The 15,398-nt window shown below is 65.9% G+C and carries 13 protein-coding genes; 8 read left to right on the top strand and 5 right to left on the bottom strand.

The features are described from left to right. Nucleotides 1-288: 288 nt before the first annotated feature. The 8 genes from ACFW16_RS21700 (at nt 289) to ACFW16_RS21665 (ending at nt 8,450) form a co-directional block, all read left to right on the top strand. Nucleotides 289-822 carry an acyltransferase gene (locus tag ACFW16_RS21700; protein WP_380308853.1) on the top strand — a complete coding sequence of 178 codons (534 nt, stop codon included), beginning with the start codon at nt 289-291 and terminating at the stop codon, nt 820-822. Further along, on the top strand, nt 819-1,847 hold the full coding sequence (locus tag ACFW16_RS21695; protein ID WP_380308851.1) for a Gfo/Idh/MocA family protein: 1,029 nt from the start codon (nt 819-821) through the stop codon (nt 1,845-1,847). The genes ACFW16_RS21700 and ACFW16_RS21695 overlap by 4 nt, the downstream gene beginning before the upstream one ends. Beyond that, nucleotides 1,844-2,965, top strand: a complete 1,122-nt coding sequence (locus ACFW16_RS21690) for a DegT/DnrJ/EryC1/StrS family aminotransferase (RefSeq protein WP_380308849.1) — start codon at nt 1,844-1,846, stop codon at nt 2,963-2,965. Before ACFW16_RS21695 ends, ACFW16_RS21690 begins: the two co-directional genes overlap by 4 nt. Before the next feature lie 36 nt (nt 2,966-3,001). Then, a complete protein-coding gene (locus ACFW16_RS21685) occupies nt 3,002-4,051 on the top strand; it encodes an SDR family NAD(P)-dependent oxidoreductase (protein ID WP_380308847.1) in 1,050 nt (349 codons plus the stop codon). Beyond that, complete coding sequence (locus tag ACFW16_RS21680) at nt 3,958-5,223, top strand: DegT/DnrJ/EryC1/StrS family aminotransferase (RefSeq protein ID WP_380308845.1); 1,266 nt, start codon at nt 3,958-3,960, stop codon at nt 5,221-5,223. Before ACFW16_RS21685 ends, ACFW16_RS21680 begins: the two co-directional genes overlap by 94 nt. Then, complete coding sequence (locus ACFW16_RS21675; RefSeq protein WP_380308843.1) at nt 5,213-6,223, top strand: hypothetical protein; 1,011 nt, start codon at nt 5,213-5,215, stop codon at nt 6,221-6,223. The genes ACFW16_RS21680 and ACFW16_RS21675 overlap by 11 nt, the downstream gene beginning before the upstream one ends. A gap of 171 nt (nt 6,224-6,394) precedes the next feature. Next, a complete protein-coding gene (gene gmd / locus ACFW16_RS21670; RefSeq protein ID WP_380308841.1) occupies nt 6,395-7,465 on the top strand; it encodes a GDP-mannose 4,6-dehydratase in 1,071 nt (356 codons plus the stop codon). After that, nucleotides 7,449-8,450: a GDP-L-fucose synthase family protein gene (locus tag ACFW16_RS21665; protein ID WP_380308839.1), complete on the top strand. Its 1,002-nt coding sequence runs from the start codon at nt 7,449-7,451 to the stop codon at nt 8,448-8,450. Before gmd ends, ACFW16_RS21665 begins: the two co-directional genes overlap by 17 nt. A gap of 94 nt (nt 8,451-8,544) precedes the next feature. Here the strand turns inward: ACFW16_RS21665 and ACFW16_RS21660 are convergent, their stop codons facing one another. From ACFW16_RS21660 to ACFW16_RS21640, 5 genes are all read right to left on the bottom strand, one after another. Further along, nucleotides 8,545-9,756, bottom strand: a complete 1,212-nt coding sequence (locus tag ACFW16_RS21660) for a polysaccharide biosynthesis/export family protein (RefSeq protein WP_380308837.1) — start codon at nt 9,754-9,756, stop codon at nt 8,545-8,547. An 83-nt stretch (nt 9,757-9,839) separates the two neighbouring features. Beyond that, nucleotides 9,840-12,044 carry a GumC family protein gene (locus ACFW16_RS21655; protein ID WP_380308835.1) on the bottom strand — a complete coding sequence of 735 codons (2,205 nt, stop codon included), beginning with the start codon at nt 12,042-12,044 and terminating at the stop codon, nt 9,840-9,842. Nucleotides 12,045-12,163: 119 nt separating this feature from the next. Beyond that, the gene (locus ACFW16_RS21650; RefSeq protein WP_380308833.1) at nt 12,164-12,940 is read right to left on the bottom strand and encodes a LuxR C-terminal-related transcriptional regulator; all 777 of its coding nucleotides are present in this window, start codon (nt 12,938-12,940) and stop codon (nt 12,164-12,166) included. 470 nt (nt 12,941-13,410) lie between these two features. Continuing rightward, entirely contained in the window at nt 13,411-14,442 is a 1,032-nt protein-coding gene (gene galE / locus ACFW16_RS21645; RefSeq protein ID WP_380308831.1) for a UDP-glucose 4-epimerase GalE, read from the bottom strand. A 72-nt stretch (nt 14,443-14,514) separates the two neighbouring features. Next, nucleotides 14,515-15,282, bottom strand: a complete 768-nt coding sequence (locus ACFW16_RS21640; protein ID WP_380308829.1) for a Crp/Fnr family transcriptional regulator — start codon at nt 15,280-15,282, stop codon at nt 14,515-14,517. Nucleotides 15,283-15,398 lie beyond the last annotated feature (116 nt).

Here is a 15,398-nt window from a genome sequence, read left to right as displayed (position 1 = left end):
CGCTACAGTGGTGCGCCGTTCCGCGGCGCAGCAAGAAGCGCAAAGGCGGTAGCTGTCGCTCACGGGGCGGAACCGTCGCCCCCCGGGGGGGGCGTCGTTCACCCGGGAGAGGTAGGTCCATCCTCACCCTGGCCCCGCCGGGGTTATCAAAATGGCCGGCCCGATTGAGCCGCCAGCATTCCCTTGGTCAAATTCTTATTCTGGCTGAGCGCGGTATGGTTCCGTGCGGCCTCGATTGAGGCGCCTAAATCAATATTCATGCCCATACAATTAAGTGAGAAACGATGAATGCCGATCACAAATGTCGATCTCGGAGAAGGCGTTGTCATTTTTCACGACGGCCTGGTCAATCTTTATGGCTGCACCATCGGCGCTCACACCAGGATCGGCCCCTTCGTAGAGATCCAGAAAAACGCCCGCATCGGCGAGTCCTGCAAGATCTCGTCCCATTCGTTCATCTGTGAAGGGGTCGTGATCGAGGACGAGGTGATGATCGCGCACGGCGTGATGTTCACCAACGGCCTTCTGCCGCAGGCGACCAATCCGGACGGCAGCCTTCAGGTCGACGGGGACTGGGAGCTGGCGCCGACCCTGATCCGGCGGCGGGCGTCGATCGGCTCGAACGCCACGATCATCGGCGGAGTCACGGTCGGTGTGGAGGCCCTGGTGGGCGCCGGTGCCGTCGTGACCCGCGATGTTCCCGACTTCGCCATCGTCGCGGGCGTTCCGGCGCGCGTCATCGGCGACGTGCGCGAGGCGCGGAAGAGGCGGGGGGCAGAGCCCGGAAACATACTCAACTCTCAAAGGGGGACCGTGTCGTGATCGGTGTGGGGTTGGTGGGGTACGGCTACTGGGGGCCCAATCTGGCGCGAACCGTGGCCGAAACCGAGGGCTGCGCCGTCGCCGCCGTCGCCGACAAATCCGATGATGCCCTGGGGCGGGCGCATAAGCGCCACCCGACGGCGCGTCTGCTCTCCGACTGGCGCGAGCTGGTGGCCGATCCGCGGGTCGACGCCGTGGTGGTGGCAACGCCCGTTGCGAGCCATTTCGATATCGCCCTCGCCGCACTTCAGGCCGGCAAGCACGTCCTCGTCGAGAAGCCGATCGCGGAATCCTCCGCCCAGGCGTCGATCCTGATCGAGGAGGCGGCGCAGCGCGGGCTGACGCTCATGGTGGATCACACCTTCATCTATACCGGCGCGGTGCAGAAGATCGAGGAGATGATCTCCTCGGGCGCGATCGGGGACATCTATTACTACGACTCGACACGGATCAACCTGGGGCTGTTCCAGCGGGACGTGAACGTGTTGTGGGACCTGGCGGTCCACGACCTTGCGATCCTCGATTTCGTCCTGCCGACGCATCCCGTCGCCGTATCCGCCAGCGGCACCGGCCATGTGCCCGGCAATCCCGAGAACATGGCGCAGTTGACGATCTTCTTCAGCGGCGGCGCCATCGCCCACCTGAACGTCAATTGGCTCGCACCCGTCAAGATCCGGCAGACGCTGATCGGCGGCAGCCGCCGGATGATCGTCTATGACGACCTGCAGACCAGCGAGAAAGTGAAGATCTACGATCGCGGCATCGATCTGGCCAGCGACGTGAAGGACATCCACAAGCTGCTCGTCTCCTACCGGATGGGGGACATGTGGTCGCCCCAGATCTCGGTCAAGGAAGCCCTGCTGACCGAGGTCGAGCATTTCGTCCACTGCATCCAGACCAAGTCGCGGCCCACGACGGACGGAAGCAGCGGCCTCCGTATCGTCGAGATGCTGGAAGCGGCCTCGCAGTCGATGAAGCAGCGGGGCCAGCCCGTCGACCTCGTCAAGCTGCGGAGGGCGTCATGATACCTTTCCTGGATCTGCGGGCGCAGTACCGCCAGGTCGGCCCGGAGCTCGAGCGGTCGGTCCTGGAGGTGCTGCGTGGCGCCGACTATGTCCTGGGCGCGCCCGTCGCGGATTTCGAGGACGGCTTTGCCGCCTATTGCGGGGTCCGTGAGGCGGTGGCCTTGAACACCGGAACCTCGGCCCTGCACCTCGCCCTGCTGGCGGCGGGTGTCGGTCCGGGTGACGAGGTCATCACGGTCCCGATGACCTTCGTCGCCACCGTTGCCGCCATCCTCTACGCCGGGGCGACGCCGGTCTTCGTCGACATCGATCCCGCGACCTGGACGATGGATCCGACGGCGCTCGAGGCGGCGCTGACGCCGAAGACGAAGGCGATCGTGCCGGTTCATCTGCACGGCCGCCTGGCCGACATGGACGCGATCCTGGCAATCGCCCATCGGCATGGCGCCTGGGTGATCGAGGATGCGGCGCAGGCGCATGGCGCCTGGCGCGGCGGCATCGCCGCGGGGACATTCGGCGATATCGGCTGCTTCAGCTTCTACCCGGGCAAGAATCTCGGCGCCGTGGGCGAGGGCGGGGCCATCGTCACCAACCGCGCCGATCTGGCGGAGGCGATCCGCTGCCTGCGGGACTGGGGCCAGAACGGCAAGTACAATCACGTCCGGCACGGCTTCAACTACCGCATGGATGCCATCCAGGGGGCCGCCCTCGGCGTCAAGCTGCGCCATCTGGACGAGTGGACGGACGGCCGCCGGCGGGTCGCGGCCGTGTACGAAGAGGCCTTGTCCGGCATTGCCGGCCTCCGGCTCCCGGCCCGGTCGACGGGCGAGGACCATGCCTATCACGTCTACGCCATCCAGGTGGACGACCGGGACGGCGCCCGGTCCCGCCTGGCGCAGATCGGCATCGCCACCGGCATCCACTACCCACGGCCGGTCCATCTGCAGCCGGCCTATGCCGGGCTGGGTTACGGGCCCGGGCAGTTCCCGGTCAGCGAGGCCATGGCCGCCCGGACGCTGTCCCTGCCGATCTATCCGGAGCTGGCGGACGACGTGGCCCACCGGATCGCCCGGGCGGTGACAGAAATCTGCCAACCACAAAAGGCCTCGGTCGTCTGACCGACATCAATTCCCACCTTCCTGATTGAGGTCATCATGTCCAGCCAAAGCGGTATTCTGACCGGCAAGCGCGTGCTGGTCACCGGCGGGGCCGGGTTCGTGGGATCGCGGATCGTCGATCGTTTGGTCGAGGCCGGATGCTCCGAGATCCTGGTGGTCGACAACATGGTTCGGGGCCGGCCCGAGAACCTGGCGCAGGCCATGGAGAGCGGCCGCGTGCGCCTCATCGACCTCGATATCCGGGACAGGTCGGTGATGACCGGGCTGGTCGACGGGATCGACACCGTGTTCCACCAGGCCGCGCTGCGCATCACCCATTGCGCCGCCGAGCCCCGGCAGGCGATCGAGGTGATGGTCGACGCCACCTTCGATCTGCTTGAGCAGTGCGTCGCCGCCAAGGTGCGCAAGGTGGTGATGGCGTCCTCCGCCTCGATCTACGGCATGGCGGACCAGTTCCCGACCCCGGAGGCGCACAACCCCTATGCCAACCGCACGCTGTACGGCGCGGCCAAGACGTTCGGCGAAGGCCTGCTGCGGTCCTTCAACGACATGTACGGGCTGGACTATGTGGCCCTGCGCTACTTCAACGTCTACGGGCCGCGCATGGACATCCACGGCCGCTACACCGAGGTCATGATCCGCTGGATGGAGCGGATCGAGGCCGGCAGCCCGCCGATCATCTATGGCGATGGGCTGCAGACCATGGATCTGGTGCATGTCGAGGACGTGGCGCGCGCCAACATTCTGGCGGCCACCACCGACGCCACGGATGTGGCGCTCAATATCGGAAGCGGCGCGGAGACATCGCTGCTGGACCTCGCCCGGGCGATGTGCGCTGCCATGGAACGGCCATGGCTGGCCCCGGTGCATGTGGCGGAGCGGACGGTGAATCCGGTCGCGAAGCGCCTGGCGGATGCACGGGCCGCCGAGGAGTTGCTGGGGTTCCGCACCAGCGTGCCGGTCGAGACCGGCCTGCGCGAGCTCGTGGCTTGGTGGCGGCAGGCCTCGGCCGGCCGGCCGGTCGCCGCGGCCCCGTCGGACGGTCCCGCGAAACAGGCCGCCATTCCCGAGGCGAGCGTCGCATGATCCCGATCACGCAGCCCCTGCTCGGCGAGGAAGAGGTTGCCGCAGCTGCGGCGGTGATCCGCTCCGGCTGGTTGACGCAGGGCCCGCAGGTTGCCGCGTTCGAGGCTGAGTTCGCCGCGTTCGTGGGCGCCCGCCATGCCTGTGCCGTGGCGAACTGCACCGTGGCGCTGCATCTCGCCCTGCTCACCCTCGGAGTGGAGCCCGGCGACGAGGTCGTCACGGTCAGCCACAGCTTCATCGCGACGGCCAACGTGATCAGGCAATGCGGCGCGGCGCCGGTCTTCGTCGACGTCGACGCCGAGACCTTCAACATCTCGGCCGAGGCCGTCGCGCGGGCGATCACGCCGCGGACCAGGGCCATCCTCTGCGTCCATCAGATAGGAATGCCCTGCGATCTCACGGCGATCTTGCGGATCGCGCGCGCTCACAGACTGGCCGTGATCGAGGATGCAGCCTGTGCCGCGGGATCCGAGATCCTGTTCGACGGCCGGTGGGAGAAGATCGGGCGGCCGCGTGGCGACATCGCCTGCTTCTCCTTCCATCCGCGCAAGCTGGTCAGTGTCGGCGACGGCGGCATGCTCACGACCAACAATGCCGAATGGGACGCCCGGTTCCGGCTTCTGCGCCAGCACGGCATGTCGGTGCCCGACACGATCCGGCACCGCAGCGGCACCGTGGTCTTCGAGGATTACGGCACCCCGGCCTACAACTACCGGATGACCGATCTTCAGGCCGCCATCGGGCGTCAGCAGCTGAAGCGGCTGCCGGCGATCGTGGCGCGTCGCCGCGAGCTGGCGCATCACTACCGGCAGCTGTTGCACGGCCTCAAAGGGGTGATCGTGCCGTTCGAGCCGAGCTGGGCCCGCTCGAACTGGCAAAGTTATTGCGTCCGCCTGCCGGCCGAAGCGGACCAGCGTGGCGTCATGCAGAGCCTTCTGGACGATGGCATCGCGACGCGCCGCGGTGTCATGTGTGCCCATCTCGAACCGGCCTATGCCGACCAGCCGCAGCGCTTTCCGCTGCCGCATTCCGAGCAGGCGCGGGATCGCTGCATCCTGCTGCCGCTGTTCCCGCAGATGACGGCGGCGGTGCAGATCCGGGTGGTGGATGCCCTGCGCAAGGCCCTGGCCGCGGGGGCTCCGGGGCAGCGGGAGCCGGTCCATGCCGCCTGACATGGGCGGCGCATCACCGGTCGACGATGTGACGCTGCTGTGCCGCCTGATGCGGGAGAGGATCGCGGCGACCGGGCTGGACCTGACCGGGCTGACCGTGCTGACCGAAGCCGCGACCGGCGCCTACGCGACGACGGCGGTGATCGCGGCGCTGGCCGGCGCGGCGCGGGTCTGGGCCTTCACCCGCTCCAGCCGCTACGGCACGGCTGCGGAGATCGCGGCCGGAACCTTGGCCCTGGCCCGAGCGCTCGGCGTCCAGGACCGCGTCGCGGTGATCGAGACCCTGCCGGCGGAGATGCTGGCGACGGTCGACATTCTGACCAACAGCGGTCATCTGCGGCCGATCGATGGCCGGCTGATCGACCAGCTGCCGAAGCGGGCGGTGATCGGGCTGATGTTCGAGGGCTGGGAGGTCCGGGCCGGGGACATCGACCGCGAGGCGTGTCGCCGCCGCGGTATTCCGGTCGTCGCCGTCAATGAGCGCCACCCCGCCGTCGGCGTCTTCCCCTTCCTGGGGCCGCTGTGCGTGAAGCTGCTGCGCGACGCCGGGCTGCCGGTTGTCGGGCAGCGCATCGCCGTGCTGTGCGACAACCCCTTTGCACCGTTCCTGGCGCAGGGGCTTGCTGCGGCCGGCGCCCGGGCCGAGAGCTTCGAGACGGCGGGAATGGTGCCGGACGCCTCGTGGGACGCCGTCCTGGTGTCGCTGCGGCCGGATGACGAAGGCCTGCGGCTCGCGGGCGAGGACATCCGCCATCTGGCGTGCGTGGCCCCGCGGGCCTTGCTGGCGCAGTTCTGGGGCGACATCGATCGCGACGAGCTTCGGCGCCGCGGCATCGCCGTCTGGCCGCCCCGGCCGCCGCGGCACGGGCATATGGCGATCCTGCTCAACGCCCTCGGCCCGGAGCCGATCGTCCGCCTGCAGGCCGGCGGTCTCCGGGCCGCCGAGCTGGCCCGCCGCGGCCGGCCGCTCGATCCGGGTGGGATCGCCGAACGGATATAGGGCCAGCCATTGGGATGGCCCACCTCGCCCGATTTTGCACCCGCCTACCCCCCGGCCGGCGGCACGCACCCCATTGGACAGGATGCCGGATCGAGCCTGTCTTCATAAAATCGACGTTGTGACAATAATACGAAAAGATATCTCGTCCTCTTTATAGTGCGGAGTTGGTGTATGTCCGAAAAGACCGCGCTCATCATTGGTGTCACGGGGCAAGATGGCGCTTATCTTGCCGAATTTCTGTTGTCAAAAGGCTATCGGGTCCACGGCGTGAAGCGGCGATCGTCGTCATTCAACACCCAGAGGATCGATCATCTGTATGAGGATCCGCACGGCGCGACCCCTCGCTTTCATCTGCACTATGGCGACCTGACCGACGGGACGAATCTCTGCCGCATCATCCAGGAGGTGGCGCCAGACGAGATCTACAACCTCGGCGCCCAGAGCCATGTTCAGGTCAGTTTCGAGACGCCGGAATATACCGCCAACGCGGACGCGCTGGGGGTGATGCGCCTGCTGGAGGCTCTGCGCGTTCTGAGGTTCGGCGACCGCTGCCGCTTCTACCAGGCGTCCACATCCGAGCTGTTCGGGCGGGTGCAACGCATCCCGCAGGATGAAGCGACGCCATTCTACCCCCGCAGCCCGTATGCCGTGGCCAAGCTCTACGGCTACTGGATCACGGTAAACTACCGTGAGGCCTACGGGATGCATGCCTCCAACGGCATCCTGTTCAATCACGAGAGTCCGATCCGGGGCGAGACCTTCGTCACAAGGAAGATCACGCGGGCGGTTGCCGCGATCGAGCACGGGCTGCAGCGCAGCCTGTTCCTGGGTAATCTCGACGCCAAGCGGGACTGGGGCCATGCTCGCGACTACGTCGACGGCATGTGGCGCATCCTGCAGCAGGATGAGCCGGACGACTATGTCCTGGCGACGGGCGAGACCCATACGGTGCGAGAATTCGTCGAACTCGCCTTCAGGACGGTGGGCAGGGACATCGAATGGGTGGGGCAGGGGGTCGAGGAGAAGGGCCTCGACGCACGGACCGGCTCATCCCTGATCGAGATCGACCCCCGCTACTTCCGGCCGACCGAGGTCGACCTCCTGATCGGCGACCCGGCGAAGGCCCGCGACAGGCTGGGCTGGCGGCATACCGTGCCGTTCGAGGCGCTGGTGGCGGAGATGGTGCAGTCGGATTTGCAGACCGTCATGTGGGAAACCGGACGCAATGACCGCTTCAACTGAATCCGTCCGCGAGCCGATCGAGCTCGCCGGCAGGCGCGTCTGGGTCGCCGGGCACCGCGGCATGGTCGGATCGGCGCTGTGCCGCAGGCTCGGTCGTGAGCAATGCCACCTGATCCTGGCCGAGCACTCCGCGCTCGACCTGCGGGATCAGGCCGCCACCACCGCCTGGATGGAGCAGACGCGGCCCGACATCGTCTTCATCGCCGCGGCGCGAGTCGGCGGCATCGTCGCCAACGCGTCCAGTCCGGCCGACTTCCTCTACGACAACCTGATGATCGCCGCGAACATCATCCATGCCGCCTACCGCGTCGGCGTCGAAAAGCTGCTTCATCTCGGATCCAGCTGCATCTATCCGCGAGACACTGCGCAGCCGATCCGGGAGGAGCAACTGCTGACCGGAGCCCTGGAGGCCACCAACGAGGCCTATGCGGTGGCCAAGATCGCCGGGTTGAAGCTGGCGGAGAGCTACGCCCGCCAGCACGGCTGCCGCTTCGTCTCCGCACTGCCCTGCAATCTCTACGGTCCGAACGACAATTTTGATCCCGAAACCTCCCATGTCCTGCCGGCCCTGATCCGCAAGTTCCACGAGGCCAAGACAGAGGAGCGGCCAACCGTCACGATCTGGGGCTCCGGCCGGCCACGGCGGGAATTCCTGCATGTCGACGACCTGGCGGACGCCTGCGTGCTGGTGATGCGCCGCTACGATGGGTCGATGCCGATCAATATCGGCGCCGACGACGAGATCTCGATCGCCGGCCTGGCGGCGCTCGTGGCGGAGGTTGTCGGCTATCGCGGCCGCATGGCCTTCGACCTCACCCGGCCCGACGGCACCCCGCGTAAGCTGCTGGATGTCCGCCGGATACGAGCGCTGGGCTGGCAGCCAAGCATCGACCTGCGCCGAGGGATCGAGGAGACCTACCGCCACTGGGTCGATCGCGCGGGGGACAGCCGGGATCTCCGCGGCGGACGATGCAGGCTGGCATAGCCGGTACCTGTCCTTGCCGGCCTGCCCCGGAAGCGCCATCGAGCTCGACGGCGCTTCCGGGGCAGGATGATCGTCGCCCGGGCGGAACCGGCTGTCAGTTCAGGCTCACCCGGGTGCCGCTGACGGTCAGCTTCTGGTCGATGCGAAGAATATCGCCCGGCTCGATCGCTGCCTGCTCGTCGGCAACGATCTGCTGATGCTGACCGTTGACGACGCGCGTGATGGTGTAGGACGCCGTGACGGTCGTCACCGCGGCAGCCGAATTGTCGGCCTGCCGCTTCAGCTCGGTCAGGGTGGAGAGCAGGGACGCCAGCTTCTGTTCGTTTCGAGACAGGTCGAGGTCGATATCGCGCAGCGCGCTCGCATTCTCGTCGGCCCGCCGATTGTGCAGCTCGACGAGGCGCTGGGTGATGTCGAGCTGGCTCTGGCGCGCTCGCGCCAGGAAGGACCGGTGCTCCAGCTCGTCCCGCTGGGCCGCGGAATAGCTGCGCTGCACTTCCCGCAGTCGGGACTGGACGATCAGCTTCTGGTTGGCGAGCGTCCTGGTCGCGGCGACGTCCTCGGCGATCAGCGCCATCTCCTCGTCATAGAGCTTGATGCTCTGCTCGAGGGCCGCGATCTCGGAATCGTAGCTGGCGCGTTGATCCGTCAACGCCTTTTCCTGGCTGTGCAGAACATCCCGGCGGGTGCGGAACAGGGTGGTCTCGGCATCGACGGCCCGCTGCATCGCCGGACGGTCGAGAAGGCCGTCATGATCCGGAACGGCATAGCTGAACTCGGTGTCGGCCATTTCCGCCGCGATCCGGGCCTTCCGGACCTGCAGCGAGAATTGTTGCAGCTTCAGATCGGCATAGTCCTGTTCCGTCTGGATCATCTGCAGGGTGCCGGTCTCGCTGGTGAACTGGGCGCGTCGCATCCCACCGCCGACGGCCACGAGCTCCAGCGCGATCATGCCCGGACGATATTGGTATTGTCCCGGCCGGTCGACGTCGCCGATGACGAACACCGGGGCGTATTCCTCGATCGCGACCCGAACGCCGCTGCCGGCCTGAAGATATTGGCTGAGGCCCTGGCCGATACGGTCGGCGATCTCGCCCGGGGTCAGCTTCGCCACCCGGAGATCGCCCAACGGCGGATAGTTGATGCTGCCGTCCGGCCCGATCGAAAATTTGCCGGAGAAAGCCTCCTGGCCTGCGACGGTGATCGCCAGCGTATCGCCCGGACCCACCTGGTAGGCTCGCGCATCCTGGGCGGCGGCGGCGACCGGGTGGGCCGACGCCAAGCCGGCGAGGAGCAGCAGGGCCAAGTGGGCCCGGGTCGGGCGCCGGCGCGGCGCGGAAGAGGGGCTGCGTGGCATGCTGCGTGACCTCATGGTCGTTGAAGGTGGCTTCAGGCGTCGTGCGCAACAGCCAGGTCGTCCCCGGCCTTGTAAGGCTTGGCGAGCAGAGCCGTGCCGTCGAGCAGCGTCGGGACGGCCGGATGGTCGGCCTCGTCACGGTCAGGGCGGTGGCCGCGAACGCCATTGAGGATGACGCTCGAGATGGGCGCCCCGCGGAAGGCCAGGTGCCGGATCGACGATGCCGCGATGCTGCGGGTCGTCTTCTCCCATCGGGTGACGAGCGCCATGCCGTCGACAAGCGAGCCGAGCTGGGTCGTGCTTGTCGACGCTTCGACCGACCCGATGTCGATGATGATGCGGTCATAGCGCTGGCGAAGCTGGGACAGCAATGCGGCGAACCCGGCTTCGTCGAGGAGTCGCTCGGCCGCGAGCCGATCCGGGTGCGCGGCGATCAGATGCAGCGGCGAGATCCTGTCGGCCGTGATGGCCTCGTTCGGATGACGGCCGTCGCGGACCACGTCGAGAAGCCTGACCGATGGTTCGACGCCGGTCATCGATGCCACCATCGGATTGCGCAGATCGGCGTCGATCAGGATGACCTTCTGCCCGGTCAGCGCCATGGAGCGGGCAAGGGTGAGGCACAGCGTCGTCTTGCCGTCGCCGCGTTCCGGAGATGTCAGCGCCAGGACCTTGGCCCGTCTCAGCATCGGGGCGAGGAGCAGGGTGGATCGCAGCCGACGCACCGCCTCGCCGAAGGCGGATCCGGGGATCTCGACCACCGCGGCATGGACCGGCAAGGTGCGCGGCGCCCGCAGATAGGGCACCAGATCGAGAACGGGGAGGGGGGTGATCTCCTCCAGGTCGCGGCGCGATCGTACCCGGGTGTCGAAGCCTTCCCGCAGCGTGGCGACGCCAAGGCCGAGGCCGGACCCGGCCAGCAGGCTGAGCACGACGAACGGTATCAGCTTCGGCGCCGCCGGAAGGCCGGGCGGCTCGGCCTGCGAGATCAACCGCGCTTCGGGCAGGGCGAGACCGTCCTGCTCGATCGTCTGTTTGTAGCGCGTCAGATAACTCTCATAGACCGTGCGGTTGGCGCTCGCCTCGCGTTCGAGCTGGTTCAGCTGAAGCTGTGCGGCGTTGACGGTCGACTGCGCCGCCTCGGCCGCCTGGAGCGTCGTCTCGAGGCCGCTCTCCTTCCGTCGCTCGACCTCGACCTCGTTCGCCAGGCTGGCGACCACCCGGTCGACCTCCTGCCTGATCTGCTGCCGGAGCGAGGCCTGCTGGGATCGAAGCACCGGCAGCTCCGTGCTCTTGGTCACGCCGGTGTCCTCGTATTCGGAGAGCTGACGGTCGACCTTGGCCTGTTCCGTACGCAGCGCCTGGACGATGGGAGAGCCCAGCACCGCGCCGAAGGAGTCGAGGCCGTTATCGTTCCGGGCCAGCGTCGTCGCGGTCTGATAGCGGGCTTCCGCGGCGGCGCGCTCGGACCGGGCCTGGGTCAGGGTGGTGTTCAGCGCGCTGAGCTGCTGCGCCTGCAGGCTGGTGCCTTCCGAGACGACCATGCCCGCATTGCGCCGGAAGGCCTCGACTGCGCTTTCCGATGCCTCCAGCTGCTTGCGGAGATCGATCAGCTTGGAGGCGAGCCACTCGGTGGCGTGCCGCGTGGCGGCGGCCTGCATGTCGGCCTGGTAGTCGAGATAGGCCTCGCCGAACGCGTTGGCGGCGGCGGCGGCATAGACCGGATCGGTTGCCGCGAACATGATGAAGATCGTGTAGGAGCGGCCGTCGTTGCTGACCGTCAGATTGCCGAGCAGCCGATCGATCTGCGTTCGCCGGTCCACCGGTGCCGCGGCCTCCGCCTGGGGCCTCGTTCGACCGGAGACCAGCTGCAGAGCGGCGCCCGTCAGGGACGTGGCCGGCGACGGCATCTCCAGCCCCATCCGCTCCAGCCGGTCCAGCACGCGCTCGGCCATCAGCCGGGAGTTGATGATGTCCAGTTCCGTCCGCAGCACGGGGCTTTCCTGCGGCAAGGGCGACAGCACCGCCTCGGTCGACAGGATCTGGATGCGCCGCGGGTCAAGCGCAACGACCGCCTCGGCCACGTAGCGGCGGGGCATCACGGAATAGAGGGTCAGCCCGATCGCGAGGAAGATCAGGGCGGGGAGCGCGACCGAATACTTCCGGCGCCTGAGGAACCGGAGATACTCGCGCACCCTCGATGTCTGCCGCACAGCGGCCTGCTTCGACACGATCACGGGTCTGATCCTTGTGCCGGCCCGACGAGGCGATGAGATCCTGGGACAGGGCCGTCACAGGCTGGTCCGTCCGGCGGCCTCGTCGGCCATGGTCATGAGCGAAGGCCTCTTCGGCACGCCTAAGGGTAGGTGCCGATCACGCCGTGCGGAAAAAGGTCGTTGATCTTGAAGGCGACTTCCGTCCGGTTTTTTGCCTTGAGCTTCTTCATGATGTTGCGGATGTGCACCTTCACGGTGCTTTCGCAGAGATTCAGCTCATAGGCGATGATCTTGTTGGCCTTGCCCCGCCGCAGCGCGTCCACCACGGCTGCCTGGCGGGCGGTGAACAGCGTGTTCAGCGTCGGCGCCGGCGCCGTGGTTTCCGCGGCGATGCGCTTGTGGATGGCCACGAGGCTGCTGGCCGGCACGAAGGTGCCGCCGGCCCGGGCGAGACGGATGGCTTCGATCGCGACATCCAGCCCGACACTCGTCGGAATGTAGCTGCGGGCGCCATATTCGAGGACCTTCATGATATGGCTCAGATTGTCGAGATCGCCGATGGCGATGATCGGGATCTCCTTGAACGTCGCGGCAAGGCCGCCGATCTCGGCCTCGACGCTGGCATCGCCGCCGGTGCGCGACCCCAAGCTGAGCAGAATGGCTGATGCCCGGTCATGGAGATCGACGGCCTGCTGCCACTCCTCGATCGTCCCGAAGGAGAATACCTTGATGCTGGCGTCATTCGCCATCAGGCCCTTGGCCAGGCATTCTCTGTCCAGTGCCCGGGAATCGACGATGATGATGCAACTGGTGTGCATCCGTACCCGGTTTTCCGTGGACGAGCCGGCATCGGCAAAATCGCAGTCATTGCGAATGACGCCTATGTTCGAGACATTCGCCTCCGGCGGCCTGCTCATCGTTTCCATTTGATAAGACATAATCTGATCCCCCAGCATCCAAAAATTGCACGGCGGTTGGATCTGTCGAATTTTATGTTTTTTTGTTCCACTTCCACGAAATTGTTCATCGACAGTGCGTGAGTGTTCTGTGATAGATCGGGAGTGTTCTAGTCTTTAGGTCGATACTCCCAATAAATACTTGGATTTCCCTCAGAATGAGGCAGTAAGATCAACGACGCTCAGGATATTATCGTAGTATATGTGGAATGTCTCTAACTCAGGTTAATCTGAATATACCTCTTTGGGGGAAATTTTTACCCCATGTGAGGACGGGGCGCTTGGGAAAAGGCATGGCTTGCGCAAATCGATACAGCCGATGACGGTTCTCAACATCGAATGAAAAGGCGATGGTTCTCCGCAGAACGGCGGACCGCATCGAACTGTTCGCCTAGCCCCGCATTGAAAGGATGACGTCCGACATCCGGCGGTCACGCCGCCCGAGCGCCGTAGCCGTATGGGTGATCGGCATGCCACTTCCAGGCCGATCCGATGATCGTTGGAAGGGTGCTGTGCACGGGACGCCAGCCGAGATCCTGCCGAACCCGATCCGTGCATGCGACCAGGCTTGGGGGATCACCCTGACGGCGCGGCTGAAGCCGGGTCGCGATGCGGCGTCCGGTCAGCTCCTCCACCGCCTGGACGATCTCACGGACGCTGTATCCCCGGCCGCTGCCGAGATTGTAGCGCAGACCGCCCGCGGTCCTCAGGGCGACCAGCGATCTGACATGCGCATCGGCCAAGTCGAGGATATGGATGTAATCGCGGACGCATGTCCCATCCGGCGTCGGATGATCGTTGCCGAAGATGTCGACGTGGTCGCGCAAGCCCATGGCGGCCTGGATGACGATCGGGATCAGGTGAGTCTCGGGGAGGTGAGCCTCCCCGAGACTGCCGGAAAGCAGGGCTCCCGAAGCATTGAAGTAGCGCAGGGCGGCGGTCCGGATGCCGGATGCGACTTCCAGCCAGTGCAGCACCCGCTCGCACATCACCTTCGACTCCCCGTAGGGATTGCCGGGCCGTATCGGCGCATCCTCGGCGATCGGCCCGGCCGCGTCGGGTCCGAATATGCTGGCGGTCGACGAGAGCAGGAAGCTCGACACGCCCGACTCGACGGATGCCTTTGCCAGGTTGAGGGTGATCGCGAGATTGTGCGCGATGTAGCCGAGCGGATCCCGATAGGATTCGCCGACAAGGCTGAGCGCCGCGAAGTTGATGACGGCAGTGGGCTTCTGCTCCGCGAAGATCCGCGACACGGCGGCACGGTCGCGCGCGTCCCCGCGTATGAACTCGGCCTGATCGGGAACGGCGCCCCGATGTCCTGTCGACAGGTCGTCAAGGACGGTGACGTGGAAGCCGAGGCGGCACAGCAGCCAGGCGACATGGCTTCCGACATAGCCGGCGCCGCCGGCCACGAGAATGCGTTCATTCGGCAGCGGGCCGGTGCGGGTGATCTCCATCATCACTGCTCTCCTTGGCCGGTCGTGACCGGCTGATGCGGCTGACATCGGCGCGGGGCGCCGGGTGGATCTCTCTCACACTTGATCCGGATCTCTGGTGGGGCGGGTTCGTCGGGGAGGCTGGTCGATCGTGGTGAAAGCGGGAGGATCCGCAGCTTCGAATTGCGCCAGCGCGATCAGCCGCTCGGGGGCGAGGAACTCGACCACCGCGTTGCGGAACGCCAGCAGGCCCTGTTCCCGCAGCTGACGAAGCACCCGGTTGACATGGATGGCCGAAAGGCCCAGGGCATCTGCGATGTCGTTCTGCGTCAACGGGCAGTGGAATCCGTCTCGTGTCGCAAGGCCGACGGTCTCGAGCCTGGCGCCGAGCTCCAGCAGGAAACGCGATACCCTGATGACGGCGGAACGGCGTCCGATATCGACGAGGCGTTCGGCGATGAGAATGGCGTCCTGGTTGGCGATCCAGAACAAGGCCAGGGCGATGCGCGGCCAATCGTGGAACAGCCGAACGATCGATCGACCGTTTATCTCGGCGGCTTCGAGCTCACCGATCGCCCGAAATCCCTGATGCTGAGGGCCGAAAAGGCTGGTGCGGAGCCCGGCCACATCGCCGGGGATCAGGATATCGATCAGCTGCCGCTTGCCGTTCGGAAGGTCTTTATACGTGTATCCCCAACCTCTGAGGATGATGTGAATCGATCTATTGTTATCGTCCTCGTACGAGTGTTCGGTGTTATTATGAATTGTCCGTTGTGTGTGAAGGTCTCTTAGAACTCTAAGCTCTTCTTCTGATAGTGAAATAAAATTGTTCAGGCGACTTTCTAGTGGGAGTCCTCTCATCATATTGTCTTTCAGACTTGCGCACCGGGATTGTGTGGTTGTCATCCTTTTTCCGCGGGCGGCGTCATCTCCAAATATACATTTGTCTGCATAAACTCGTATACTAGGCGAGGAGATGG

Source organism: Inquilinus sp. NPDC058860 (assembly GCF_042743185.1).
Classification (GTDB): domain Bacteria; phylum Pseudomonadota; class Alphaproteobacteria; order DSM-16000; family Inquilinaceae; genus Inquilinus.
Note: the sequence above shows the minus strand (reverse complement) of the source record. Positions and strands in the feature narration are given on the sequence as shown.